The 23812-nt window shown below is 54.7% G+C and carries 24 protein-coding genes; 14 read left to right on the top strand and 10 right to left on the bottom strand.

The genetic code is table 11. The features are described from left to right. Window positions 1-7 precede the first annotated feature (7 nt). A complete protein-coding gene (locus ACJ9N4_RS10925; RefSeq protein ID WP_182919931.1) occupies window positions 8-364 on the top strand; it encodes an SMI1/KNR4 family protein in 357 nt (118 codons plus the stop codon). 88 nt (window positions 365-452) lie between these two features. Here the strand turns inward: ACJ9N4_RS10925 and ychF are convergent, their stop codons facing one another. Both ychF and pth read right to left on the bottom strand, forming a co-directional pair. Beyond that, window positions 453-1547: a redox-regulated ATPase YchF gene (ychF, locus tag ACJ9N4_RS10920; protein ID WP_182271720.1), complete on the bottom strand. Its 1095-nt coding sequence runs from the start codon at window positions 1545-1547 to the stop codon at window positions 453-455. A 126-nt stretch (window positions 1548-1673) separates the two neighbouring features. Then, entirely contained in the window at window positions 1674-2258 is a 585-nt protein-coding gene (pth, locus tag ACJ9N4_RS10915; protein ID WP_182271719.1) for an aminoacyl-tRNA hydrolase, read from the bottom strand. 274 nt (window positions 2259-2532) lie between these two features. Here pth and ychH point away from each other — a divergent pair, with 274 nt between their 5' ends. Next, entirely contained in the window at window positions 2533-2808 is a 276-nt protein-coding gene (ychH, locus tag ACJ9N4_RS10910; protein ID WP_182271718.1) for a stress-induced protein YchH, read from the top strand. Window positions 2809-2933: 125 nt separating this feature from the next. Next, window positions 2934-3992, top strand: a complete 1059-nt coding sequence (locus tag ACJ9N4_RS10905) for a MerR family transcriptional regulator (protein WP_196390075.1) — start codon at window positions 2934-2936, stop codon at window positions 3990-3992. Here ACJ9N4_RS10905 and dauA read toward each other — a convergent pair. The 4 genes from dauA to lolB all read right to left on the bottom strand — a co-directional run bounded on the left by dauA (window position 3978) and on the right by lolB (window position 8332). Then, the gene (gene dauA, locus ACJ9N4_RS10900) at window positions 3978-5657 is read right to left on the bottom strand and encodes a C4-dicarboxylic acid transporter DauA (protein ID WP_196390074.1); all 1680 of its coding nucleotides are present in this window, start codon (window positions 5655-5657) and stop codon (window positions 3978-3980) included. The two genes, ACJ9N4_RS10905 and dauA, sit on opposite strands and share 15 nt — an antisense overlap. A 124-nt stretch (window positions 5658-5781) precedes the next feature. Beyond that, a complete protein-coding gene (prs, locus tag ACJ9N4_RS10895; RefSeq protein WP_003856663.1) occupies window positions 5782-6729 on the bottom strand; it encodes a ribose-phosphate diphosphokinase in 948 nt (315 codons plus the stop codon). A 125-nt stretch (window positions 6730-6854) separates the two neighbouring features. After that, window positions 6855-7724, bottom strand: coding sequence for a 4-(cytidine 5'-diphospho)-2-C-methyl-D-erythritol kinase (gene ispE / locus ACJ9N4_RS10890; protein WP_182271715.1), 870 nt, complete (start codon window positions 7722-7724; stop codon window positions 6855-6857). Continuing rightward, window positions 7721-8332 (bottom strand): lipoprotein insertase outer membrane protein LolB, encoded by a 612-nt coding sequence (gene lolB, locus ACJ9N4_RS10885; protein WP_182271714.1) that lies wholly within the window; start codon window positions 8330-8332, stop codon window positions 7721-7723. The genes ispE and lolB overlap by 4 nt, the downstream gene beginning before the upstream one ends. 201 nt (window positions 8333-8533) lie before the next feature. Between lolB and hemA the strand changes: the two genes are divergently transcribed. The 6 genes from hemA to kdsA are packed head-to-tail and all read left to right on the top strand — an operon-like array spanning window position 8534 to window position 13837. Further along, a complete protein-coding gene (gene hemA / locus ACJ9N4_RS10880; protein ID WP_182274527.1) occupies window positions 8534-9790 on the top strand; it encodes a glutamyl-tRNA reductase in 1257 nt (418 codons plus the stop codon). A 41-nt stretch (window positions 9791-9831) separates the two neighbouring features. Then, on the top strand, window positions 9832-10914 hold the full coding sequence (prfA, locus tag ACJ9N4_RS10875; protein WP_182271713.1) for a peptide chain release factor 1: 1083 nt from the start codon (window positions 9832-9834) through the stop codon (window positions 10912-10914). After that, window positions 10914-11744, top strand: coding sequence for a peptide chain release factor N(5)-glutamine methyltransferase (gene prmC / locus ACJ9N4_RS10870; RefSeq protein WP_411500469.1), 831 nt, complete (start codon window positions 10914-10916; stop codon window positions 11742-11744). Before prfA ends, prmC begins: the two co-directional genes overlap by 1 nt. Continuing rightward, window positions 11741-12133, top strand: coding sequence for an invasion regulator SirB2 (sirB2, locus tag ACJ9N4_RS10865; protein ID WP_411500468.1), 393 nt, complete (start codon window positions 11741-11743; stop codon window positions 12131-12133). The genes prmC and sirB2 overlap by 4 nt, the downstream gene beginning before the upstream one ends. A 3-nt stretch (window positions 12134-12136) precedes the next feature. Then, window positions 12137-12946, top strand: a complete 810-nt coding sequence (gene sirB1 / locus ACJ9N4_RS10860) for an invasion regulator SirB1 (RefSeq protein WP_182919933.1) — start codon at window positions 12137-12139, stop codon at window positions 12944-12946. A gap of 36 nt (window positions 12947-12982) precedes the next feature. Continuing rightward, the gene (kdsA, locus tag ACJ9N4_RS10855; RefSeq protein WP_182271709.1) at window positions 12983-13837 is read left to right on the top strand and encodes a 3-deoxy-8-phosphooctulonate synthase; all 855 of its coding nucleotides are present in this window, start codon (window positions 12983-12985) and stop codon (window positions 13835-13837) included. A gap of 531 nt (window positions 13838-14368) precedes the next feature. On the opposite strand, the gene chaA is transcribed toward kdsA, so the two are convergent. After that, complete coding sequence (gene chaA, locus ACJ9N4_RS10850; protein WP_182919934.1) at window positions 14369-15469, bottom strand: sodium-potassium/proton antiporter ChaA; 1101 nt, start codon at window positions 15467-15469, stop codon at window positions 14369-14371. A gap of 490 nt (window positions 15470-15959) precedes the next feature. On the opposite strand from chaA, the gene ACJ9N4_RS10845 reads away from it, so the two are divergent. After that, entirely contained in the window at window positions 15960-16655 is a 696-nt protein-coding gene (locus ACJ9N4_RS10845; protein WP_182919935.1) for a gamma-glutamylcyclotransferase, read from the top strand. Window positions 16656-16697: 42 nt separating this feature from the next. On the opposite strand, the gene ACJ9N4_RS10840 is transcribed toward ACJ9N4_RS10845, so the two are convergent. From ACJ9N4_RS10840 to ACJ9N4_RS10830, 3 genes are all read right to left on the bottom strand, one after another. Further along, window positions 16698-16937 carry a DUF1883 domain-containing protein gene (locus tag ACJ9N4_RS10840; RefSeq protein WP_182271705.1) on the bottom strand — a complete coding sequence of 80 codons (240 nt, stop codon included), beginning with the start codon at window positions 16935-16937 and terminating at the stop codon, window positions 16698-16700. A gap of 212 nt (window positions 16938-17149) precedes the next feature. Then, a complete protein-coding gene (locus ACJ9N4_RS10835; RefSeq protein ID WP_182271704.1) occupies window positions 17150-18934 on the bottom strand; it encodes a methyl-accepting chemotaxis protein in 1785 nt (594 codons plus the stop codon). A 106-nt stretch (window positions 18935-19040) separates the two neighbouring features. After that, entirely contained in the window at window positions 19041-19394 is a 354-nt protein-coding gene (locus ACJ9N4_RS10830; RefSeq protein WP_182271703.1) for a DsrE/DsrF/TusD sulfur relay family protein, read from the bottom strand. 73 nt (window positions 19395-19467) lie between these two features. Between ACJ9N4_RS10830 and nasR the strand changes: the two genes are divergently transcribed. From nasR to ACJ9N4_RS10810, 4 genes are all read left to right on the top strand, one after another. Beyond that, window positions 19468-20652: a nitrate regulatory protein NasR gene (gene nasR / locus ACJ9N4_RS10825; protein WP_182919936.1), complete on the top strand. Its 1185-nt coding sequence runs from the start codon at window positions 19468-19470 to the stop codon at window positions 20650-20652. Between the two features lie 229 nt (window positions 20653-20881). Beyond that, window positions 20882-22129 carry a CmpA/NrtA family ABC transporter substrate-binding protein gene (locus ACJ9N4_RS10820; protein ID WP_182919937.1) on the top strand — a complete coding sequence of 416 codons (1248 nt, stop codon included), beginning with the start codon at window positions 20882-20884 and terminating at the stop codon, window positions 22127-22129. A gap of 2 nt (window positions 22130-22131) precedes the next feature. Then, window positions 22132-23013: a nitrate ABC transporter permease gene (ntrB, locus tag ACJ9N4_RS10815; RefSeq protein WP_182271700.1), complete on the top strand. Its 882-nt coding sequence runs from the start codon at window positions 22132-22134 to the stop codon at window positions 23011-23013. A gap of 9 nt (window positions 23014-23022) precedes the next feature. After that, the gene (locus tag ACJ9N4_RS10810; RefSeq protein WP_182271699.1) at window positions 23023-23811 is read left to right on the top strand and encodes an ABC transporter ATP-binding protein; all 789 of its coding nucleotides are present in this window, start codon (window positions 23023-23025) and stop codon (window positions 23809-23811) included. Window position 23812 lies beyond the last annotated feature (1 nt).

Raw genomic sequence — 23812 nt, 5'->3', positions numbered from 1 at the left:
AACCGATATGGAAAAGCAGGATGTAATTGATCAGTTGAATAAAGTTGAAAAACTCATGCATATGTCCTTACCTTCTGAATATAAGCGCTTTATGATAGAGAACGTCAAGGACACTGACTCTTATGAAATTCAACGAGCAAATGGGGACCAGCTTTATGTATTCAATTGTTTTGATTTACTTGAAAGAAATGCTACATACACAATTCAAGATGTTGAACCTGACTTTTTATTGATTGGTCAAGATGGTGACTTAGGTTATTTTTTGAATTTTCGCAAGGGAACTGATGAAATTTATTCTTTAGATCTTGGGGCGTTGGGGAGTTTAGATATGGACAAAGAAAGTAATAATATATTTATGTTATAAGGTTTTTTGACCCATTGATGAAACACTAGTTTAGTATAACGGAAAAAATCCACGCCAAAGCGTGGATTTTTCATACATGCAAAACAAATCAAACGTTAAACAGGAAGTTCATGATGTCGCCATCTTTAACGACATAATCTTTCCCTTCCGCACGCATCTTGCCTGCTTCTTTCGCGCCTTGTTCACCCTTGTAGGTGATGAAGTCTTCAAACGCGATAGTCTGCGCACGGATGAAGCCTTTCTCGAAGTCGGTGTGGATTTTACCCGCCGCCTGTGGCGCTGTTGCGCCAACAGGGATGGTCCATGCACGCACTTCTTTTACACCTGCGGTGAAGTAGGTCTGCAGGTTCAGCAGCTCGTAGCCTGCGCGGATCACGCGGTTCAGACCAGGCTCTTCCAGACCCAACTCGGCCATGAACTCTTCACGGTCAGCGTCGTCCAGCTCTGCGATATCAGATTCAACGGCGGCGCAAACGGCCACAACCACAGAACCTTCAGCCGCAGCGATTTCACGTACTTTGTCCAGGTACGGGTTGTTCTCAAAACCGTCTTCGTTGACGTTGGCGATGTACATGGTTGGCTTCAGGGTCAGGAAGCTCAGGTATTTGATTGCCGCTTTGTCTTCTTCGGTCAGGTTTTTCAGCGCGCGCAGCATGCCTGCGTTTTCCAGCTGCGGCAGACATTTTTCCAGCGCGGCCAGTTCTGCTTTCGCGTCTTTGTCACCACCTTTGGCTTTCTTCTGTACGCGGTGAATAGCGCGTTCACAGGTGTCCAGGTCAGACAGCGCCAGTTCGGTGTTGATTACGTCGATATCGTCAGCCGGATCCACTTTGTTGTTTACGTGGATAATGTTGTCGTTCTCGAAGCAACGCACAACGTGACCGATAGCTTCGGTTTCACGGATGTTGGTCAGGAACTGGTTACCCAGACCTTCCCCTTTGGACGCGCCTTTAACCAGGCCCGCGATATCCACGAATTCCATTGTGGTAGGCAGAATGCGCTGCGGCTTAACGATTTCCGCGAGCTGGTCCAGACGCGGATCGGGCATAGGTACAACACCGGTGTTCGGCTCAATGGTACAGAACGGGAAGTTTGCCGCTTCAATACCTGCTTTGGTGAGCGCGTTGAACAGGGTGGATTTGCCAACGTTTGGCAGACCGACGATACCGCATTTGAATCCCATTTCTAAATCACCTTAATGTCTTGATAATCAATCCGTTAGTGATAACCGATTGAAGAAAAGTAAATAACTACGCCCATTATACACGTAACCCGCAGGCCGCGCGGTAAAAAAGCCGTATTGCGTGGATTATTGCGCTTTGAAGGCATGTAAGCGGTTTGTTGCTTTGGTTAAGCCTTCTTTCAGCCAGATTTCGGTGCAACGTGTCGCTTCGTCTACCGCCTCGTCAATTAATTTCTGTTCAGAAACCGGAGGTTTACCCAGCACAAAACCGACAACTTTGTTTTTATCGCCCGGATGGCCGATTCCTACGCGCAAACGGTGGAAATTAGGGTTATTGCCCAGTTTGCTGATGATGTCTTTCAGACCATTGTGACCGCCATGACCACCACCCAGCTTGAACTTTGCAACGCCAGGAGGCAGGTCAAGCTCATCGTGGGCAACCAGAATTTCATCCGGGTTGATGCGATAAAACGTCGCCATTGCCGCAACGGCTTTACCGCTCAGGTTCATGAACGTGGTTGGCACCAGCAGACGCACATCGGCACCGGCAAGGTTGATACGTGAGGTATACCCGTAGAATTTCGGTTCTTCACGCAGGGGAGCACGTAACCGTTCGGCCAGCAGGTCAACGTACCAGGCACCGGCATTATGGCGAGTGGCAGCATATTCAGCGCCCGGGTTGGCTAGACCGACAATCAGTTTAATCGTCACGATTCAATTCCTAATGGGTTCCAGATCTGGCGCGTAGTTTACTGTCTGGCGAGCCGCTTGACAAAATTCTGCAACCGGAACGGCAAAATACGAATAATTACTGAGTTGAACCATTAGAATTTCAATCTGTTCAGTTGCTTATTTGTAAACTTTTGTTCCAGCGTTGCCCATTATTGTGATCATTCACGCAACTCATAAAAGCAGTGTTGTCTATACTTTACACACAAGGATCAGGGGCTTTTCCCCTTACAACCCAAAGTTCCGGAGGTGACATATGAAACGCAGAAACGCTTCGTTACTCGGTAACGTGCTGATGGGGTTGGGGCTGTTCGTGATGGTAGCCGGTGTGGGGTATTCTATTTTAAACCAATTGCCGCAGCTTGACCTTCCACAATACTTCGCGCATGGCGCGGTACTGAGCATCTTTGTGGGGGCGGTATTGTGGCTCGCAGGGGCGCGCGTGAGCGGCCATGAGCAGGTCAGTGACAGATACTGGTGGGTGCGCCACTTTGATAAACGTTGCCGCCGTGACCAGCATAAGCACAGCTAGTGCGTTAACATAAAGAACACCGAAACGGCTCCAGATGGAGTCGTTTTTTTTTTTTGCATGATGGGTTGACCCTCACGTAACGTAAGGCTCCAGAGTTGCATCACTGGCAAAGAAAAGGAGCAGCTATGTTGATTCAGGTAGGGGAACTGGCAAAACGTGCCGGGATCACCGTGCGAACGTTGCATCACTACGAGCAAACAGGGGTATTGCTCCCTTCGGCCAGAAGTGCGGCAGGTTACCGGCTCTATAATCTGGCGGATGTGCAACGTCTGCTTATGATTCAGGCGCTGGCAAAAGCAGGGCTGGAACTTGCTGAAATCAGGGATTTTCTGGAGCAGGAGTCACTCCCGTTAGCCGGATTGCTCGATGCACAAATCAGCTTGCTGGAAAAGCAGTTGCGCAGCATTGACACGCTACGCGACAGACTTGTTGATTTACGTGCCGGGCTTTCCACCGGTGAGGCTCCCGATCTGGAATCCTGGCTACAGACTCTGGAGTTCATGAATATGTACGATCGCTGGTTTAGTAAAGAGGAATTACAGCAGTTGCCATTTGCTGTGCAAAAAGATGCGCTGGCGGCCATCTGGTCAGGGCTGGTTACGGAGGTGAAAACCCTGCAGGAACTGAGCGTTGAGGTTTCTGACCCGCGAGCGATGGATCTGGCTACGCGCTGGATGGTGCGTCTGGAGCAGGATACGGCAGGCAAGCCGGAATTTCTCACTCGTCTGAACGAGATGCACTGTGCTGAGCCCCAGATGCGGGAACAGACGGGGATCACCGCGGAGATGACCGATTACATTACGCGGGCGTTTGCGGAATCAAAACTCATCATCTGGCAGAACTATCTGTCACCGGAGGAGATGGCCTTTACCCGGGCACACTATTTTGACCGCATGCTGGAGTGGCCGCCGCTGGTGGCGAAACTGCACCAGGCGCAGCGCGAAGATCTGGATCCAACGTCTGATGCAGCGCAACGTCTTGCTGAAAACTGGCTGGCATTGTTCCAGTCATATGCGGGAACGAACCCTGAAACACAGCAGAAATTTCGCATCGCCATGCAGCAGGAGCCACATCTGATGAAGGGAACGTGGATGACGCCTGCCGTGCTCGGGTGGCTACAGCAGGCGATAGGCGTGATGATGCAGAGACGTTTCTCTGCATCAGGCCAATCACAGGTCGGCTAACGCGGCGTCGCGGTTCGGATAAAAGGTCAGGCGGCCAGGGATCGGCTGCACACCCGCGCGTGCCATCGTGCGCAGCGGCTGAAACTCCAGGTTACTCACCCGCAGCTCACAGCCTTCTGGCAGGCGCTTAACAAAGCGCTGGAAGGCATCCAGCCCGCCGGCATCCAGCACCGGTACTGCATCCCACTTCAGCACCACAATGCGTTTACCCGCGATACGGGACTCCAGATCGCTAAACAGACCTTCGGCAGCAGCAAAGAACAGCGGGCCTATCACGCGCAGCACCAGCACATCGTCCGGCACCTCAACGTTAACCGGAGAAAGGCGAGTCATCTTTGCAATGCGGCGCATAAACAGCAGCGATGCCAGCACGATGCCTACGCTGATGGCGATAACCATGTCGAACAGGACGGTCAGGGACATACAGATGAGCATCACGATGATGTCGTCTTTCGGCGCGCGACGCAGAAGATTAACCACCTTATGCGCTTCACTCATGTTCCAGGCGACCATCAGCAGCAAAGCCGCCATTGCGGAGAGCGGGAGCCACGAGAGCAGAGGCGCAAGAATAAGCAGAGCAAGGATCACCAGTACGGAGTGGATCACCGCTGACACGGGGGACGTTGCCCCCGCACGCACGTTTGCCGCAGAACGGGCAATCGCCGCCGTTGCCGTGATGCCACCGAAGAACGGTGCAATGAGGTTACCTAAACCCTGGCCGACCAGTTCGCTGTTCGCTTTATGTTTGGTGCCGGTCATACCGTCCAGTACCACGGCGCAGAGCAGGGATTCAATCGCCCCCAGCATCGCCATAGAGAATGCGGCAGGAAGCAGGGCACGCAGTGAATCCCAGCTCAACGTAAAGCTGGAGCCGGGCATATCCCACGGCAGAACCAGCTGCGGCAACAGCTGTGGAATGCCGCTGCCCTGTGATCCATCTGCCAGAATATAGTGGAACTGCGAGCCAATGGTGGCCACATGCCCGCCGAGTAAATTAACAATAGCCATCACCGCGCAGCCCAGCAGAAGTGCGGGTAGGTGACCCGGCAGGCGAATGCCTAAACGGGGCCAGACGATAAGCGTCCCTAGCGTAACAATACCGATGGCGGCATCGCCCAGGTTGGCGGTTGGCAGCGCCATAAACAGCGCCCCGACTTTTTGCAGGTAGTGCTCAGGGACGTGGGCTATCTGCAGGCCCAGGAAATCTTTGATTTGCATCGTCCCGATGGTGATACCAATACCGGATGTGAACCCCAGCGTCACGGAAAGGGGGATATATTCAATCAACCGGCCAAAGCGGGCCAGACCGAACAAAATTAAAAAGACGCCGGACATCAGCGTAGCAACCAGCAGGCCTGCCAGACCAAATTGCTGGGATACCGGATAGAGGATCACCACAAAGGCGGCCGTCGGGCCGGACACGCTGAAGCGAGAACCGCCCGTCAGTGCAATCACAATCCCGGCGACGGCCGAGGTATACAGGCCGTACTGCGGCGCAACGCCGCTGCCAATCGCCAGTGCCATCGCCAGCGGGATGGCGATAATACCGACGGTGATCCCGGCAATAAGGTCACGGACAAAACGTGACGAGGTGTATTTCTCTTTCCAGCAAGCGTCGATGAGGGCGCGAAAGGGCAGAACATGTGAGGAAGCTATATTTTTCACAATTATCTATTATCCGTGTGCGCATCATCTGTCATGTGAATGGCAGGTGAAGGAGGCATTAGTCATACAAATAAATACCAGAGACAAAAAAACCCGCCGCAGCGGGTTTTTTGGCCGTGTTCGATCAGTGCTCGAACATTGCAGAGATGGATTCTTCGTTGCTGATACGACGAATCGCTTCGGCCAGCATCCCGGACAGGGTTAACGTACGTACGTTTGGCAGTGCTTTGATCTCATCACTCAGCGGGATGGTATCGCACACTACCACTTCGTCGATAACGGAGTTACGGAGATTATTCACCGCGTTGCCGGAGAAGATCGGGTGAGTCGCGTAAGCGAACACGCGCTTGGCACCACGTTCTTTCAGCGCTTCGGCTGCTTTACACAGCGTACCGCCGGTATCGATCATGTCGTCAACCAGCACGCAGTCGCGGCCAGCCACGTCACCGATGATGTGCATCACCTGAGAAACGTTAGCACGCGGACGGCGTTTGTCGATGATGGCCATGTCGGTATCGTTCAGCAGCTTAGCAATAGCACGTGCACGTACTACGCCGCCGATGTCCGGAGAAACCACAATTGGGTTGTCCAGGTTCAGCTGCAGCATATCTTCCAGCAGGATTGGACTGCCGAATACGTTATCAACCGGAACGTCGAAGAAGCCCTGGATCTGCTCTGCGTGCAGGTCAACGGTCAGAACGCGGTCAACACCGACGCTGGACAGGAAGTCAGCGACAACTTTGGCCGTGATAGGCACACGCGCGGAACGAACGCGACGGTCCTGACGAGCATAGCCAAAGTAAGGGATAACAGCAGTGATACGGCCTGCGGAAGCACGACGCAGCGCATCGACCATAACAACCAATTCCATCAGGTTGTCGTTTGTTGGAGCACAGGTGGACTGGATGATGAAAATATCACCACCGCGTACATTTTCGTTAATTTGTACGCTGACTTCGCCGTCGCTAAAGCGACCTACGGCGGCGTCGCCGAGGGAAGTGTACAGGCGGTTGGCAATACGTTGTGCTAGTTCCGGGGTGGCGTTACCAGCAAAAAGCTTCATATCAGGCACGAGAAGAACCTCAGGCATGCGTCCAGTGGTGGATAACCTTCGCCAAAAACTGTGCGGGCCAGGCGAAAACTATCCAGGCGGTGTATTAATGAGCGCGATGCAACGTCTGGAACAGGGTGACGTTGTCACCGAAACTCAGTCTGCGCCAGAATGGCGTGCTGTAGTGGGGAGGTGTTCATCCCGCGTGCTACAAAACCATGCAGCCAAACCGGCGCTTGCTCAAGCACCTGACGAGCGGCGGATTCGGTGTCAAATTCAGCAAAGACACAGGCCCCTGTACCAGTCAGGCGCGACGGCGCGTATTCTAACAGCCAGGAAAGCACTGCATCAACCTCGCGAAAACGTTTTCTTGCGATATCCTCGCAATCGTTGCTGAATTCACAATTTAATAACGTTTCTATTGACCGCACCGGAGTATTTCGTGGCAGGTCAGGATCTTTGAAGATAACCGGGGTTGGAATGCTGACACCCGGGTGGGCAACCAGATACCATTTTTCCGGCGGTTCAACCGGGGAGAGGATTTCGCCAATCCCTTCCGCGAAAGCGGCATGGCCGCGCACAAACACCGGCACATCAGCACCCAGCGTTAACCCTAAGGCCGCCAGCTCGTCTTTCGACAACCCGCAGCCCCAGAGATGGTTCAGTGCAACCAGCACGGTGGCCGCGTTCGACGAACCACCACCCAGACCACCGCCCATCGGCAGACGCTTCTCAATGCGGATATCCGCGCCGCTCCCCGCAGGTAACCGACCCGTGTCGGCTGCCGCTTTCATCAGCAGTCGCGCGGCGCGAACGATCAGATTGTCTTCGTGCGCGACACCTTCAACGGGCGTCAGCAGGCAAATCTGGCCGTCATCGCGCAGCTCAATGGAGATGGTGTCGCCATAATCGACAAACTGAAATAGCGTCTGCAGGGTGTGGTAACCGTCAGCACGCTGCCCGGTGATGTATAAAAACAGGTTCAGTTTTGCAGGAGAGGGCCAGTGGGTCATCATTTAACGATCCAGTTGTCCATTTTCAGCTTGATGCGCTGGCTGCCCTGCGTCAGCTCCATATTGGATGGCAGCGACGGTTTACTGTTGCTGTCATAGGCGTTGTACACCACTTTCCAGGTTTTGCCGTTCTGAGCGTAGTTCACCTGGCTCAGACGGTACTGATCGTCGAGGGTGTAGTCGGTCGCCTCACCCGGCAGGCCAAGGATCCACTGGCGCAAACTGTTCAGCGGGATTGGCATACCGGTCAGCTTGCCAATCATCTCTTCGGCATCGGTGGCCGTGTAGTGCTGGCCTTTGTTATCGGTTACCTGCGCTTCACCTGGTTTGGCGACAAGCTCCAGCTCGGTGCTGCCCAGCGGGTTTAACAGCAGCAGACGGTAGTTGTCCTGACCCGTTTGCTGCCAGAAGAATCGCGCATACACTTTTTGCTCGTCAGACAGATAAGCAAAGGCACCACGGGTCTGATACTGACTTAAATTGCGCACATCTTGCTGGTGCTGACGCCACTGCGGCGAGTCAGGACTTTTACCTGGGCCTTTGGGTGGGGTGATTGAACACGCGGTCAGAACCAGCGCCGCCAGAGGCAGCAGGCGAATCAGTCGGGTCATAATGATGACAAATCCTTGAGATACGTTGCAGTTATAACTGTTAATGCTAGCGTTGAAGGGTGCCACCGTCTACGTTCAAATTATCTCAAAGCGTTGTATAACCTATTACTCCGAAAGGGTGCAGTCTCTTTTATTGATCTCGCGCATCCTGTATGATGCATCTTGCTAACCTTATTAACGCTGGTACTACTCCCGCTCAACATGACCCTATTAGCACTCGGTATTAACCACAAAACAGCCCCGGTTTCGCTGCGAGAACGCGTAACGTTTTCGCCGGATACGCTCGACCTGGCGCTGGATAGCCTGCTTGCACAGCCGATGGTGCAGGGCGGCGTGGTACTCTCGACGTGCAACCGTACCGAGCTTTACTTAAGCGTGGAAGAGCAGGACAACCTGCATGAAGCGCTTATCCGCTGGTTATGTGACTACCACAATCTCAATGAAGAAGAGCTGCGCACCAGTCTGTACTGGCATCAGGACAACGATGCGGTCAGCCATCTGATGCGGGTGGCCAGCGGGCTGGATTCACTGGTGCTGGGCGAACCACAAATTCTCGGTCAGGTGAAGAAGGCGTTTGCAGATTCACAAAAAGGACACCTGAAAGCCAGCGAACTGGAGCGTATGTTCCAGAAGTCTTTCTCTGTGGCAAAGCGTGTGCGAACCGAAACCGACATTGGTGCCAGTGCGGTTTCTGTTGCTTTCGCGGCCTGTACCCTCGCGCGTCAAATCTTTGAATCCTTGTCGACTGTCACCGTGTTGCTGGTTGGCGCAGGCGAAACCATCGAGCTTGTGGCGCGCCATCTGCGTGAGCACAAGGTGAAAAAGATGATTATCGCTAACCGTACCCGCGAACGTGCGCAGGTGCTGGCGGACGAAGTGGGCGCAGAGGTGGTTGCGCTGAGCGACATCGATGAACGCCTGAAAGAGGCGGATATTATTATCAGTTCAACTGCCAGCCCGCTGCCCATTATTGGCAAAGGGATGGTGGAACGAGCGCTGAAGTCCCGTCGTAATCAGCCGATGCTGCTGGTGGATATCGCCGTCCCGCGTGATGTCGAGCCTGAAGTCGGCAAACTGGCTAACGCCTATCTTTACAGCGTGGATGACCTGCAAAGCATCATTTCGCACAACCTTGCCCAGCGTAAAGCGGCGGCGGTTCAGGCGGAAACCATCGTTGAGCAGGAAACCAGCGAATTTATGGCCTGGCTGCGCGCGCAAAGCGTCAGCGAGACTATCCGCGATTACCGCGGGCAGGCAGAGCAGGTGCGTGATGACCTGACTGCCAAAGCGCTGGCGGCCCTTGAACAGGGCGGCGACGCACAAGCCATTCTGCAGGATCTGGCCTGGAAACTGACCAATCGCCTGATCCATGCACCAACCAAATCTCTCCAGCAGGCTGCCCGGGACGGGGACGATGAACGCCTGACTATTCTGCGCAACAGCCTCGGGCTGGAATAGCGCGCTATACCCATTTTCTATTACAAGGTGCATTTACGCCTATGAAGCCTTCTATCGTCGCCAAACTGGAAGCTCTGCATGAGCGTCATGAAGAAGTACAGGCGCTGCTCGGTGATGCCGGGACTATTGCAGACCAGGAACGTTTTCGCGCACTGTCGCGTGAGTACGCGCAGTTAAGTGATGTTGCAAAATGCTTTACCGACTGGCGACAGGTCCAGGAAGATATTGAAACCGCGCAGATGATGCTCGACGACCCTGAAATGCGTGAAATGGCGCAGGAAGAGCTGCTGGACGCGAAAACGCGTTCAGAAGAGATGGAGCAACAGCTCCAGGTGCTCCTGCTGCCAAAAGATCCGGACGATGAACGTAACGCCTTCGTGGAAGTCCGCGCCGGTACCGGCGGTGACGAAGCGGCGCTGTTTGCGGGTGATCTGTTCCGCATGTACAGCCGTTACGCGGAAGCGCGTCGCTGGCGCGTGGAAATCATGAGCGCCAACGAAGGCGAGCATGGCGGTTTCAAAGAGGTGATTGCCAAGATCAGCGGCGACGGCGTGTACGGCCGTCTGAAGTTTGAATCCGGTGGTCACCGCGTACAGCGCGTTCCGGCTACCGAATCACAGGGACGTATCCACACTTCCGCCTGTACGGTGGCGGTCATGCCTGAGCTGCCGGAAGCGGAACTGCCGGACATCAATCCGGCGGATCTGCGCATTGATACCTTCCGTTCCTCAGGGGCGGGTGGTCAGCACGTTAACACCACCGACTCCGCAATCCGTATTACCCACCTGCCAACCGGCATTGTGGTTGAGTGCCAGGATGAACGTTCCCAGCACAAAAACAAAGCCAAAGCCCTCTCCGTGCTCGGGGCGCGTATTCGTGCCGCCGAAGTGGCAAAACGCCAGCAGGCGGAAGCGTCTACCCGTCGTAACCTGCTGGGCAGTGGCGATCGTAGCGATCGTAACCGCACCTATAACTTCCCACAGGGGCGCGTGACCGACCACCGCATCAACCTGACGTTATACCGTCTGGATGAAACGATGGAAGGTAAACTCGATATGCTGATTGAGCCTATCGTGCAGGAATATCAGGCCGACCAGCTGGCGGCATTGTCCGAGCAGGAATAATGGATTTTCAACACTGGTTACGCCATGCCGCCAGTGCGCTTTCTGAAAGTGAAAGCCCTAAACGCGACGCTGAAATTTTGCTGGAGTATGTGACGGGGAAAACCCGTACTTACCTGCTTGCCTTCGGCGAGACGGTGCTGACTGCTGAACAGGAAACACAACTTACCGCGCTGCTTGCCCGGCGTAAAACCGGTGAGCCGGTGGCGCATCTGGTTGGTGAGCGTGAATTCTGGTCATTGCCGCTGTTTGTCTCACCCGCCACCCTGATCCCCCGGCCGGACACCGAGTGTCTGGTGGAGCAGGCGCTGGCGCGTTTACCGGCAAACTACTGTCGTATTCTCGATCTCGGTACCGGTACTGGCGCGATTGCGCTGGCGCTTGCCAGCGAACGCCCGGACTGCGACGTGACGGCGGTTGACGTGATGCCTGACGCAGTGGCACTGGCACAGCGAAATGTCGAACACCTCGGATTCCGCAATGTGACGGTGCTGCAAAGCAGCTGGTTCAGCGCACTTGAGAACCGCGCGTTTGAGATGATTGTCAGTAATCCTCCCTACATTGACGAACACGACCCGCACCTCGCGCAGGGAGATGTTCGCTTTGAGCCGCTGACGGCACTGGTTGCGGCCAACGAAGGTTTAGCCGATCTTGATCACATTGTGACAACGTCACGACAACATTTGCTTCCCGGTGGCTGGCTGCTGGTGGAACATGGCTGGACGCAAGGAGAAGCTGTCCGTGCTCTGTTTACGCAAGCAGGGTACGCCGCGGTAGAAACCTGCCGCGATTACGGCGGCAATGACCGTCTGACGCTGGGGCAGTGGTCATGAGTCTGTTTACCGTGCTGATAACTGTTCACCTGCTCGCCGTTGCGATGACCATCGGTTTTTTCATCGTGCGGTACTGGTGGCGCTACAGCAATAATCCACTGATTGACGTCCGCTGGGTGCGAATTGCACCGCACTGTATCGACACGGTGCTGTTTCTCTCTGGAGCCGGGTTAATGTGGAAGACGGGCTATCTGCCTTTTACTGATAAAGGTACATGGCTGACTGAAAAGCTGTTTGGCGTTATCATCTACATCGTTTTGGGTTTTATCGCGCTTGGGCGTCGTCGTCCGCGCAGCCAGCAGACCGGGTTTATTGCCTTTCTGCTGGGTCTGGTGGTGCTGTACATCATCATTAAACTCGCCACCACAAGAATACCGTTACTGGGGTAAGTCATGAAGTCCTTAGCCGATTTCGAATTTAACAAAGTGCCGCTCTGCGATGGAATGATCCTGATTTCGGAGATGATCCGCGACGATTTTACGTCGCAGTACGTCTACGCGGAGCTGGAAAATCTGGTCAGTCTGGCGCGTGAAGAGATCAATCAGGCGCGCCCGCAGGACTGGCAATTAGAGAAGCTTATTGAGCTTTTCTACGGCGAATGGGGTTTCTGCGACACGCGTGGCGTGTATCGCCTGTCTGACGCATTATGGCTGGATCAGGTCTTAAAAAATCGTCAGGGCAGCGCTGTGGCGCTGGGTTCTATTTTGCTGTGGGTCGCACACCGTCTGGATATCCCGCTGGTGCCGGTCATCTTCCCGACGCAGATGATCCTGCGGGCGGAGTGGCTGGACGGCGAGATGTGGTTAATCAATCCATTTAATGGCGACACGCTGGATGAACATACGCTGGACGTGTGGCTGAAAGGTAATATCAGCCCGGTGGCCGAACTCTTCAACGAAGATCTCGACGAAGCCGATAACTCAGAGGTTATCCGCAAGCTGCTGGATACGCTGAAGTCTGCGCTGATGGAAGAGCGGCAGATGGAGCTGGCGCTGCGTGCCAGTGAAGTGCTGCTGCAGTTTAATCCGGAAGATCCGTACGAAATCCGCGATCGTGGCCTTATCTATGCCCAGCTCGATTGTGAGCATGTGGCGCTGAATGATTTGAGCTATTTTGTGGAGCAATGCCCGGAAGACCCGATCAGCGAAATGATCCGCGCGCAGATCAACGCGATCTCGCACAAACAAATTACACTGCATTAATCTTAATTCCGATTCACACCTGAATAAGGCGATCCTATGAAACAAAAAGTGGTTAGCATTGGTGACATCAACGTGGCAAACGACCTGCCGTTCGTGCTGTTTGGCGGCATGAACGTGCTGGAATCACGTGATCTTGCGATGCGCATTTGCGAGCACTACGTGACCGTGACCCAGAAGCTGGGCATTCCGTACGTGTTTAAAGCCTCTTTTGACAAAGCCAACCGCTCCTCTATCAACTCTTACCGTGGCCCGGGCCTGGAAGAGGGAATGAAGATTTTCCAGGAGCTGAAACAGACCTTTGGCGTGAAAGTGATCACCGACGTGCATGAAGCTGCGCAGGCGCAGCCAGTGGCTGACGTGGTGGATGTGATCCAGCTTCCTGCGTTCCTGGCTCGCCAGACCGACCTGGTTGCCGCAATGGCGAAAACCGGTGCCGTGATCAACGTGAAAAAACCACAGTTCGTAAGCCCTGGCCAGATGGGTAACATCGTCGATAAGTTTATCGAAGGGGGTAACGACAAGGTTATTCTGTGTGACCGTGGTTCAAACTTCGGTTATGACAACCTGGTTGTGGATATGCTGGGCTTCAGCGTGATGAAGAATGTGTCCAACCAGTCTCCGGTGATCTTCGATGTGACTCACGCCCTGCAGTGCCGCGACCCGTTTGGTGCAGCGTCTGGTGGCCGTCGTGCGCAGGTAACGGAACTGGCGCGCGCCGGTATGGCAACTGGCCTGGCAGGTCTGTTCATTGAAGCGCACCCTGATCCGGCTCACGCGAAATGCGATGGCCCATCGGCGCTGCCGCTGGACAAGCTGGAGCCGTTCCTGAAACAGATCAAAGCAATTGACGATCTGGTGAAAAGCTTCGACGAGCTGGATACCAGCAACTAATAAAAAAACCCGCTTCGGCGGGTTTTTTTATGTTTTCTCCCTCTCCCACAGGGCTGAGGGTTCCCCACAAATGAATGCGGGCAGTGCACCATTCCCTCGCCCCTCTGGGGAGAGGGTTAGGGTGAGGGGAATATACGGCAGTGGTGGTGATTCCGTTCACTTTATGTCGATTGCTACTCTGTAACGACAATACCCGTGAACGTGCCAGGGTGGCTCAGTCGCCACCACCCTGGCAACCCGGGCTCCCGGCGGTAAATCGCCGCTTCGCGGTACCTTCGGCTTATTCCTTTCGGCTTATCGGGTACGGGCGGAGGAAACATCCCTGTAAAGCCCGCCCTCTCGGCGCATCCATGCGCCTCGCCCCGGCCTGCAGGAAGCGCCTCAGCGATTTACAGCCGGACCAGGCATCGCTGTAAGTCATTTATTCCGCATAAAAAATCGTCATCGCTTCGGATAATAAATTTACTGGGGAACCCTTCACCCCACAGGGAGAGAGTTGGGGTGAGGGCATCAGGCCGCAGCGGATGAAAACTACGCAAATATCGTCATCAGATACGCCACAAACAGCGCCATATGTGCCGCACCGTTCAGCACGTTTGTGCGTCCGGTTGAGAAAGAGATATGGCACAGCACCAGCGACGCTACCATCACAATCATCTCCGGCGCGCCCAGCGCAAACTGCAACTCATTTCCGGTCATAAAGGCAATCAGCGTCACCACCGGAACGGTGAGTGAGATAGTCGCCAGCACGGAGCCGAAGAACAGGTTCATTGCACGCTGCACCTGATTGCTCAGCACCGCCTTCAGCGCCCCCAGCCCTTCAGGGGAGAGAATGAGCAGCGCCACCAGGAAACCGGTAAACGCCACCGGAGCATTCAGCTCAGTTAGCAGTGTCTCCAGCGGGTTCGCGTTCATCTTGGTCACGGCGATAACCGCAATCAGATGCACAAGGAGCCAAACGGTGTGCCATAGGCTGCTGTGGGCGGACGGCTTACCGTGGTGCGGATCGTCGTCGTCGCTATCATCTTCATGCTCGTATACAAACAGGCTCTGGTGCGTTTTGGTCTGAATAAGCAGGAATACGCCATACATAGCCGCAGAAATCAGCGCCACCAGTAAGGCCTGCCCGGTAGTGAAGTTCGCGCCAGGCAGTGCCATCGGGAAGACCAGCACGATAATGGCCAGCGGGAACAGGGCGATAAGATACTGTTTAATGCCAAACAGGTTCATATATTGGGTGGCAAATTTACGGCCACCTAATAACAGAGAGAAACCCACCAGACCGCCCGTTACAATCATAATGATGGAATAGAGCGTGTCGCGCATTAGCGTGGGGGCAGCATCCCCGGTTGCCATTAGCGCGGAAATCAGGCTGACTTCGAGAATAACAACGGAAAGACTTAAAATTAATGAGCCATATGGCTCGCCCAGACGGTGGGCTAAGACGTCGGCATGGCGTACCACGCTAAAGGCACTGCTTAAGATCCCCACCAACGCGAGAATATTGATACCAACCACCACTGGCAGTGACTGACTGCTTCCCCAGAAGAGCAGCACCGCCAGCGCCAGAACCGGGAAAATGAGAGACGTCTCCTTGTGGCGGGTCTTTACCGCCTCGTGTGTTGCTGTCATGTGCTTCTCCATCAATGCAGGTGCTTGTAATTATAGATAGAATTTTGAGGGCGTTAAACTAACAGAACTCTGTTAAATTCCCTTTAATTTTTACTTAATTTTACCTTGATAAGGACATTGCCACTCAGAGTGACATAATAGCGACTCTTTTATGAATAAACATTAAATAACAGTCAATTAATGATTGTAATAATTCATAATTTTAATCTTTATTAGCGACAGGAAAGCGCTATTCAGTAGTGAAAACAGGACGTAGTGATACTATATAAAATGAAGTATACGTTACCAGATAACATGCCAAATGAGCTTCCCGCCATGAAATAATTAGCTGCCTTTGTTTTGACTTTTCAGGCGGTTGAACTTCCGTTGTATTGCAACTGGCCTGTGAATTGCTTATCGTTAATTAACTGCTGGCAAAATGACCAGCACATAATGCCGGGAAGGCGAATTACAGATGTCGCAAGGAAGCATGCAGTGGCGGAGGTGTAAAGTGTTAACGCGTGATTTCTTAATGAAGGCAGATTGTAAGACGGCATTTGGTGCTATTGAGGAATCGCTTCTCTGGTCGGCTGAACAACGTGCAGCATCGCTCGCTGCTACGCTGGCGTGTCGCCCGGATGATGGCCCGGTATGGATTTTTGGCTACGGTTCGCTGATGTGGAACCCGGCTCTGGAATTTATTGAATCAGCAACAGGTACACTCCCTGGCTGGCACCGCGCATTTTGTTTGCGCCTGACCGCCGGGCGCGGAAGTGCCTGTCAGCCAGGACGCATGCTTGCACTGAAAGAGGGCGGACGCACCACGGGCGTGGCATACCGTCTGCCGGATGCAACTCTGGAAGATGAGCTGACGCTATTGTGGAAGCGCGAGATGATCACCGGCTGCTATATGCCAGGCTGGTGCAAGCTGGAGCTTGACGACGGTCGCACCGTCAATGCGCTGGTGTTTATTATGGATCCGCGCCATCCGCTGTATGAAGCGGATACCCGCACGCAGGTAATTGCTCCGTTAATTGCTGCCGCCAGCGGGCCGCTGGGTACTAATGCACAGTATCTTTTTTCACTCGATCAGGAACTGACGCGCCTCGGCATGAAGGACGATTGTCTGGATGAACTGGTGGTGAAGGTGAAAGCGCTGCTGGAAGGAAATGTGCTGAATAACCCGCTGCACCCGGGTTTTGCCTGATAATACGCCCGGCTGCAAGCGTGCAGACCGGGCGTTCGTGTATTATGCCGCAACGTAGCTGACTGAATGCTCCAGCGACTGGCTGTGGCTGTCAATCAGAACATCCCATGTGCCGGTATACGGCACAGTAAGCCACGCTTTGTCATCCTGTACGGTCAGAATGTCTGCCTGCGATTGCCGCTGCGCTTTTGAACTCATCAGATGAATACGGCAGCGCTCTGAGCAACGAACCACTATTGTATCCCCGCCAAACAGTTTCAAACTTGTTTTAACCAGTGCCATTTTTTACCCCGTCGTCTTAAACAACGCTCTCCCTGCAACCCATTCCGAGCGTGATGTTGTTCACAATTCACTCACTGCATAACACCAAAGGGGAGGGGGTGGGATGCTGATTTTGATCAAAAAATGGCATAACATTTAAACAAAAATGACAAAACACCTGAAAGCTTTCAGCTGACGCGCGTTTCACCAGGCTAACGCGCGTCAGAAGAAAATTAAATGCGGAAATGTCCGGCTGTTTCAGCAAGGTCACCCGCCTGGCTTTGCAGGGCGCTGGCTGCAGCGGCGGATTGCACCACCAGCTCAGCATTCTGTTGTACCATCCTGTCGAGATGGGTAACCGCATGGTTAATCTCGTGAATACCTTTCATCTGCTCGCTGGTGGCAATGGAAATCTCACGCATGATGCCCGAAACGCTACCGATGCTGGAGCGGATCTCATTCATGCTTTCCCCTGCCAGGTGAACGTAGCGAGAGCCGGTTGCCACGCTGTTGGTGGTGGAGTCGATCAGCGTTTTGATCTCTTTTGCCGCCTGAGCACTGCGGCTGGCCAGGTTACGCACTTCACCCGCAACCACCGCAAACCCACGGCCTTGTTCCCCGGCACGGGCCGCTTCCACCGAGGCGTTCAGTGCCAGAATGTTGGTCTGGAAAGCAATGCCGTCAATTACACTGGTAATATCGCCAATTTTCGCTGACGCCACTTCGATAGACTGCATGGTGCTGATGGCCTGAGATACCACTTCGCCACCGCGTGAGGCGGCCGCAGAGGCCTTGCTTGCCTGATCGTTGGCTTCTGCCGCAGACTCATTCGACTGGGTCACCGAAGCGGTGATCTCTTCGACGGCGCTGGCGGTTTCACGCAGACTGGAGGCGGCCTGCTCGGTACGCCCGGAGAGATCCTGGTTACCGGCGGCAATTTCCTGTGCGGCGTTTTTCACCGATGCGCTGGCATCTCGCAGCTGAACCATTACCACCGAGAGCTTATCGCTGAAGGCGTTAAATGCATGTGCGATTTGCGCCACTTCATCCTCGCCGTTATCTGGCAGACGCTGTGACAGGTCGTTAGTTCCGTTAGCAATGTTGTTCATCGCGTCGCGGATATCGGACAACCGTTTGAGCAGACGGGCAATCAGGAAGTGAACAATTGCACCGCTCAACAGTGCCAGGATCACCAGCGACAGTGCTGACGCTTTCAGCAGCGAGCGCATGCCGGAGGTGGCATCGCTGTTGTCGAGCGCCACGATCAACATCCAGTGGGTACCCGGAACCGCCGTCGCGATGAAGGTTTTTTCGACACCGTTGAGCGACCCGTCAACCGGGTTACCGCTTTTCAGGGCCGCAAAATCGGTGTCTTTGATGGTTTCGCCAAAGGGTTTCAGGGTCAGGGCCGGATCGTTCGCGGCAATGACGGTGCCATCGCTGTCAAGGAGCAAGCCGCTGCTGGCCGGAGTAGGATGGATCCCGCGCACGTTAGCCACCACGCTGTCCATTGCTACGTCACCGGCGACGACCGCTTTCAGTGAGCCGTTTTCTTTCACCGGCACGGCAAAGGTCACCACCAGTTTCCCGGTGCCTGCATCAACGTAAGGCGCTGTCACGACGGGGGCGTCAGCGCTGACTACCTGCTGATACCATGGTCGAATGGTAGGGTCGTAATCCGCAGGAACACCGGCGGGATCGGAGAATTTCGCCGTTTTGCTGGTATAGCCAACATAAACGTTAGTAAACCCACCCGCCTGGGCGAGTTGTTTAAACACCGGAACCGGGTCGTCACTCAGCGCAACAGTCTGCGCCGAGGCGATCACCGTCATTTTGCTGTGTACCCAGTCCGCAATCGCCATGTTATGGCTGGCACTGGTGCTGTTCAGAATATCACGCTGTGATTGCTGGTTATCCTGGCGCGTGACCTGGAAGTTTATAACGGTATTGAGAAGAAGCGCGACGACCAGACAACCTGTCGTCGCGGCAATGATGCGTGCACGAATGGATCTGAACATAAGTAAAATACCTGCTGTGTTGTTTTCATGCCTATCGGCAACCTGGCAGGTAAACTTGATGCTGAAACCGCGTCCATAAGAAAATAATATTTTTTCGGATTTATTATTAAAATGTTAATACTTTATCGGCGTCCAGCGTCCACTCTGCCAGCTCGACGAGGGTTCCAATTTCAACCCCCTCAATCAACGGTAGCCCGGTAATGCCGCGCCCGTCGGTGCAGGTCTTACACAGTTTGACCGGTACATTTTGCGCAGTCAGGATCTCCAGCATTTGCTGAATATTGTACCCTTCTGCGGGTTTTTGCCCCTTCAGCCCGGCGGTGACGGCATCCGACATTAAAAAGAGACGTAGCGCCAGGTTGCTCTCCCGTTCGCGCAGTGCGATTGCCAGACGCAGGCTGTTAAAAAGGGATTCGCTGCCGTAGGCCGCGCCGTTGGCGACGATCACAATCTTCTGCATGTTGACTCCTGTTCTTTGATAAGGCACGAATATTGCTTATTTCTCCGGAGATTCGCTATCCGGGAGAGTAAGCATGACATTAATGGCTGGCAGTACGCCAGGTGCAACCGAATGGTTCCAGCGCGCAAGAGTGATGCGCCGGGAACAGCTCAGCAAACTGGCACAGTTGGGTGTGCTGGTGAGCGGCATCAGTCGGCTGGTGCATATGCTACAGTGCGAGCGTGGGGCATCTAACGTCTGGCTCTGCTCACAGGGTAAGCTGTACGCGCCTGAATGCAAAGCCAGCCGGGGTCTGGTGGATGAAAATCTCGCCGCGCTTTATGACATGCTTGAAAAGCACACCCCAATGCCAGGCAGTGCCGTCTGCGAACGTATCGCCAGCGCACTGCTCAGCCTGGAAATACTGCCTGCCCTGCGTGACGGGGTGAATAAGCAAACCATCACGTCACCGCAGGCGATGGAGCACTACTGTCGCATGCTTCGCCATCTGCTCAGTATCGTGCCACAGCTCAATGACAGCATTGACGATCCGCAAATTGCAGGCCGTTTTGTCGCGCTCTATAGCCTGATGCAGGGCAAAGAACTGGTGGGACAAGAGCGGGCGCTGGGTGCCATCGGTTTCACGCTGGGGAATTTTAATGATGACACCCGCCAGAGACTGGTTGACCGCATTGACGGTCAGCAGGCCTGTTTTGAGGTTTTTTTGTCGCACAGCCATGCCGACGTGCAGAACACATTCGCCCTCAACTGCCTGCCAGAGCGTGAGATCGAACAGCTCAGACGCGTGGCCTGTACCCGCCAGCCTGCCGCGGATAACGGTGACACCGCGCTGAACTGGTTTTCCCTGCAAACGACACGTCTTGAGCACCTGCGCACGCTGGAGGAGATGGCGATTGCCGATCTGATGATCGCAGTGGATGAGCGCATCCAGAGTGACGACGACATTACGGTACTGGCCGATGAGCACGACGATCCCCTTGTGCATTACCCGGATAAACCCTTGCTACCTCTGGTTCGCCAGCAGGCGCGCGAAATAGAGCAACTCTCCCGCCAGCTCGCTTCATTGCGCGATACGCTCGAGGAGCGCAAAACCATTGATAAAGCCAAAAGCGTGCTGATGATGCACCAGAGTATGAGCGAAGAGCAGGCGTGGACTGCCCTGCGCAAAATGGCGATGGACAAGAATCAGCGCATGGTGGATATCGCCCGCGCTTTGCTTACCGTGAAGACGTTGTGGCAGGTAACACCAAAGGAGTAGTTGCACAAGTTGTGGGCATTTTGTGCCTGATTGAGGTGCGTCAACGCGTGCCCGTTCTGGCAACCACCAGCAAAACCGCGGGTTAAAAACTGGCACTCCCTTTGCATTAACAAATTAACCATTTTTGACGATGCGCCAACGGCGGTGCATGCGTCTTCGGGATAAAGGCGTCCAACGGTGCTCCGGCACCGTCGGGCGCTTTTTTTTGTCTTTTTTTCAGGAGTGGGTCATGGCGGATGTGTCGAGACGGCGGTTTTTGCAGGCCAGCATGCTGGCGGGTGGCGCAATGTTGTTACCGGGTGTCATGCAGGCTGCGTGGGCGGCAGGGTCGGATAAACCGGAGCTGGAGACAGTGCGTATCGGGTTTATCCCGCTGACCGATTGCGCCCCGGTGGCGATCGCGGCGCTGAAAGGGTTCGATAAAAAATACGGCATTACCATTGTACCGACGAAAGAGGCGAGCTGGGCGGCAGTACGCGACAAACTGGTGGCCGGTGAACTGGATGCTGCACACATTCTTTACGGCCTGTTATACGGGCTGGAACTGGGCATTGCGGGTAAGCCGCAGCCAATGGCGAACCTGATGACGCTCAACCAGAACGGTCAGGCAATTACGCTCTCAGGTGACCTGGCGGAGAAGGGGGTTCGCGATCCCGACGGGCTGAAAAAGCTGATCGGGCAACAGGCTCCAGGGACGTACACCTTTGCGCACACCTTCCCGACAGGGACGCACGCCATGTGGCTCTACTACTGGCTGGCCAGCGCGGGCATTAATCCGTTCGACGACATCCGTACCGTGGTGGTTCCGCCCCCGCAAATGGTGATGAACATGCGCATTGGCAACATGGTCGGTTTTTGCGTCGGCGAGCCGTGGAATGCACGCGCCATTAACGATCGTATCGGGTTCACTGCTGCAACGTCCCAGTCTGTCTGGGCGGATCATCCGGAAAAAATTCTCGGTACGCGTCGTGACTGGGTAGAGAAAAATCCGCATACCGCGCGGGCTCTGGTCAGCGCGGTGCTGGATGCCGCCCGCTGGATCGATGCCTCCCCGGAAAACAAACGTGAAACTGCGCAGCTCCTTTCTCGCCGGGCGTGGCTGAACACCAAAGAGCAGTATCTCACCGGGCGGATGCTCGGCGAGTACGACAACGGGATTGGTCAACGCTGGCAGGATGCGCATCCGATCCGCTTCTTCAACGACGGTGCCGTCAGCTATCCGTATCACTCCGACGGCATGTGGTTCTTAACCCAGTTTCGTCGCTGGGGCTTGCTCAAAACCGCGCCAGACTACGCGGCAATCGCACAACGCATTAACCAGACGTCGGTCTGGCAGGATGCCGCCACGGCAGTGGGTGGTATTACCGCGCCGTCGTCACCGTATCGCAGCAGCACCCTGATGGACGGTACCGTCTGGAACGGCACCGATCCGGAAGGATACGCCAACCGCTTCGCTATTCACCGTAAAGGGGCCTGATTATGCAGCATCTGCAACGTACGACATCCAAAGAAAAAACGCCGGTGAGTGGGGAGGTGATTAGCCTGCCACCGGTACAGGTTCGCCGTCGTGCGCCAGCGTTTACGCGCCGTCTTAATGACGTTTTACAGCGCATCATTCCGGCGTTTCTCGGCCTGGGGTTACTGGTGTTGCTGTGGCAACTGGCGGCGATTAACAGTAAAGGCTTCCCGACTCCGCTCAGCACGCTGGATTCCGCCTTAACCCTGTTTGCCGACCCGTTTTACCGCGACGGGCCAAATGATATGGGCATCGGCTGGAACGTACTCGCCTCACTGCAGCGCGTGGCGGTGGGCTTTGGTCTGGCGGCGCTGGCAGGTATTCCGCTGGGTTTTCTGATTGGTCGCTTCACCTTTTTCTCCCGCATGTTTGGCCCGTTGATCGCCCTGTTACGCCCGGTCAGCCCGCTGGCATGGCTGCCCATTGGCCTGCTGTTGTTCCAGAAAGCGGAACCGGCATCGAGCTGGACGATTTTCATCTGCTCGATCTGGCCAATGGTGATCAACACCGCCGAAGGGGTACGTCGTATTCCACAGGATTACCTCAATGTTGCCCGTGTGCTGCAACTCTCTGAGTGGACGGTTATGCGTCGCATCCTCTTTCCGGCGGTTCTTCCGGCGGTACTGACCGGGGTACGCCTGTCCATCGGCATTGCCTGGCTGGTGATTGTTGCCGCCGAGATGCTGACCGGGGGGTTAGGGATCGGTTTCTGGATCTGGAATGAGTGGAACAACCTCAACGTCGAAAACATTCTCATCGCCATCGTCATTATTGGCGTGGTCGGGTTGCTGCTGGAGCAGGGATTGATGCTGATCGCCCGTCGCTTTAGCTGGCAGGAAAAATAAGGAGTGACTATGAAACCGTTAATTCAGGTACAGGCCGTGAGCCAGCGTTTTTCCACTGCCAGCGGGGAGTTTCTGGCGCTGCAAAACGTCTCTTTTGATATTCACGAAGGTGAAACCGTGAGCCTGATTGGCCACTCCGGCTGCGGTAAGTCGACGCTGCTGAACCTTATCGCCGGGATCACCTTACCGACAGAAGGCGGGCTGATTTGCGATAACCGCGAAATTGCAGGCCCTGGACCAGAGCGTGCGGTGGTGTTCCAGAACCACTCTTTGCTGCCGTGGCTGACCTGTTTCGACAACGTCGCACTGGCGGTGGATCAGGTGTTTCGTCGCACCATGAGCAAGGCTGAACGCCGGGAGTGGATTGAACACAATCTTGAACGAGTGCAGATGGGGCATGCCCTGCATAAACGTCCGGGGGAGATTTCCGGGGGGATGAAACAGCGTGTTGGCATCGCCCGTGCGCTGGCGATGAAGCCGAAAGTGTTACTGATGGATGAACCTTTCGGGGCGCTGGATGCACTCACGCGTGCTCATCTGCAGGATTCGGTGATGCAAATCCAGCAGACGTTGAACACCACCATTGTGCTTATCACCCACGATGTGGACGAGGCGGTCCTGCTTTCTGACCGCGTGCTGATGATGACCAACGGCCCGGCGGCAACCGTGGGAGAGATCCTGCACGTTGACCTGCCACGCCCGCGCAACCGGGTACAGCTGGCGGAAGACAGCCGCTATCACCATATGCGTCAGCAAATCCTCCATTTCCTCTATGAAAAACAGCCCAAAGCGGCGTAAC

It is taken from the genome of Enterobacter sp. LM3 (assembly GCF_046622475.1).
GTDB classification, from domain to species: Bacteria; Pseudomonadota; Gammaproteobacteria; order Enterobacterales; family Enterobacteriaceae; genus Enterobacter; species Enterobacter cloacae_P.
Note: the sequence above shows the minus strand (reverse complement) of the source record. Positions and strands in the feature narration are given on the sequence as shown.

Coding starts and splice junctions, on each gene's coding strand:
- ACJ9N4_RS10925 (WP_182919931.1), top strand. CDS start 8: ATGGAAAAGCAGGATGTAATTGATCAGTTGAATAAAGTTGAAAAACTC.
- ychF (WP_182271720.1), bottom strand. CDS start 1,547: ATGGGATTCAAATGCGGTATCGTCGGTCTGCCAAACGTTGGCAAATCC.
- ychH (WP_182271718.1), top strand. CDS start 2,533: ATGAAACGCAGAAACGCTTCGTTACTCGGTAACGTGCTGATGGGGTTG.
- ACJ9N4_RS10905 (WP_196390075.1), top strand. CDS start 2,934: ATGTTGATTCAGGTAGGGGAACTGGCAAAACGTGCCGGGATCACCGTG.
- ispE (WP_182271715.1), bottom strand. CDS start 7,724: ATGATGACCCACTGGCCCTCTCCTGCAAAACTGAACCTGTTTTTATAC.
- lolB (WP_182271714.1), bottom strand. CDS start 8,332: ATGACCCGACTGATTCGCCTGCTGCCTCTGGCGGCGCTGGTTCTGACC.
- hemA (WP_182274527.1), top strand. CDS start 8,534: ATGACCCTATTAGCACTCGGTATTAACCACAAAACAGCCCCGGTTTCG.
- prfA (WP_182271713.1), top strand. CDS start 9,832: ATGAAGCCTTCTATCGTCGCCAAACTGGAAGCTCTGCATGAGCGTCAT.
- prmC (WP_411500469.1), top strand. CDS start 10,914: ATGGATTTTCAACACTGGTTACGCCATGCCGCCAGTGCGCTTTCTGAA.
- sirB2 (WP_411500468.1), top strand. CDS start 11,741: ATGAGTCTGTTTACCGTGCTGATAACTGTTCACCTGCTCGCCGTTGCG.
- sirB1 (WP_182919933.1), top strand. CDS start 12,137: ATGAAGTCCTTAGCCGATTTCGAATTTAACAAAGTGCCGCTCTGCGAT.
- kdsA (WP_182271709.1), top strand. CDS start 12,983: ATGAAACAAAAAGTGGTTAGCATTGGTGACATCAACGTGGCAAACGAC.
- chaA (WP_182919934.1), bottom strand. CDS start 15,469: ATGACAGCAACACACGAGGCGGTAAAGACCCGCCACAAGGAGACGTCT.
- ACJ9N4_RS10840 (WP_182271705.1), bottom strand. CDS start 16,937: ATGGCACTGGTTAAAACAAGTTTGAAACTGTTTGGCGGGGATACAATA.
- ACJ9N4_RS10835 (WP_182271704.1), bottom strand. CDS start 18,934: ATGTTCAGATCCATTCGTGCACGCATCATTGCCGCGACGACAGGTTGT.
- ACJ9N4_RS10830 (WP_182271703.1), bottom strand. CDS start 19,394: ATGCAGAAGATTGTGATCGTCGCCAACGGCGCGGCCTACGGCAGCGAA.
- nasR (WP_182919936.1), top strand. CDS start 19,468: ATGACATTAATGGCTGGCAGTACGCCAGGTGCAACCGAATGGTTCCAG.
- ACJ9N4_RS10820 (WP_182919937.1), top strand. CDS start 20,882: ATGGCGGATGTGTCGAGACGGCGGTTTTTGCAGGCCAGCATGCTGGCG.
- ntrB (WP_182271700.1), top strand. CDS start 22,132: ATGCAGCATCTGCAACGTACGACATCCAAAGAAAAAACGCCGGTGAGT.
- ACJ9N4_RS10810 (WP_182271699.1), top strand. CDS start 23,023: ATGAAACCGTTAATTCAGGTACAGGCCGTGAGCCAGCGTTTTTCCACT.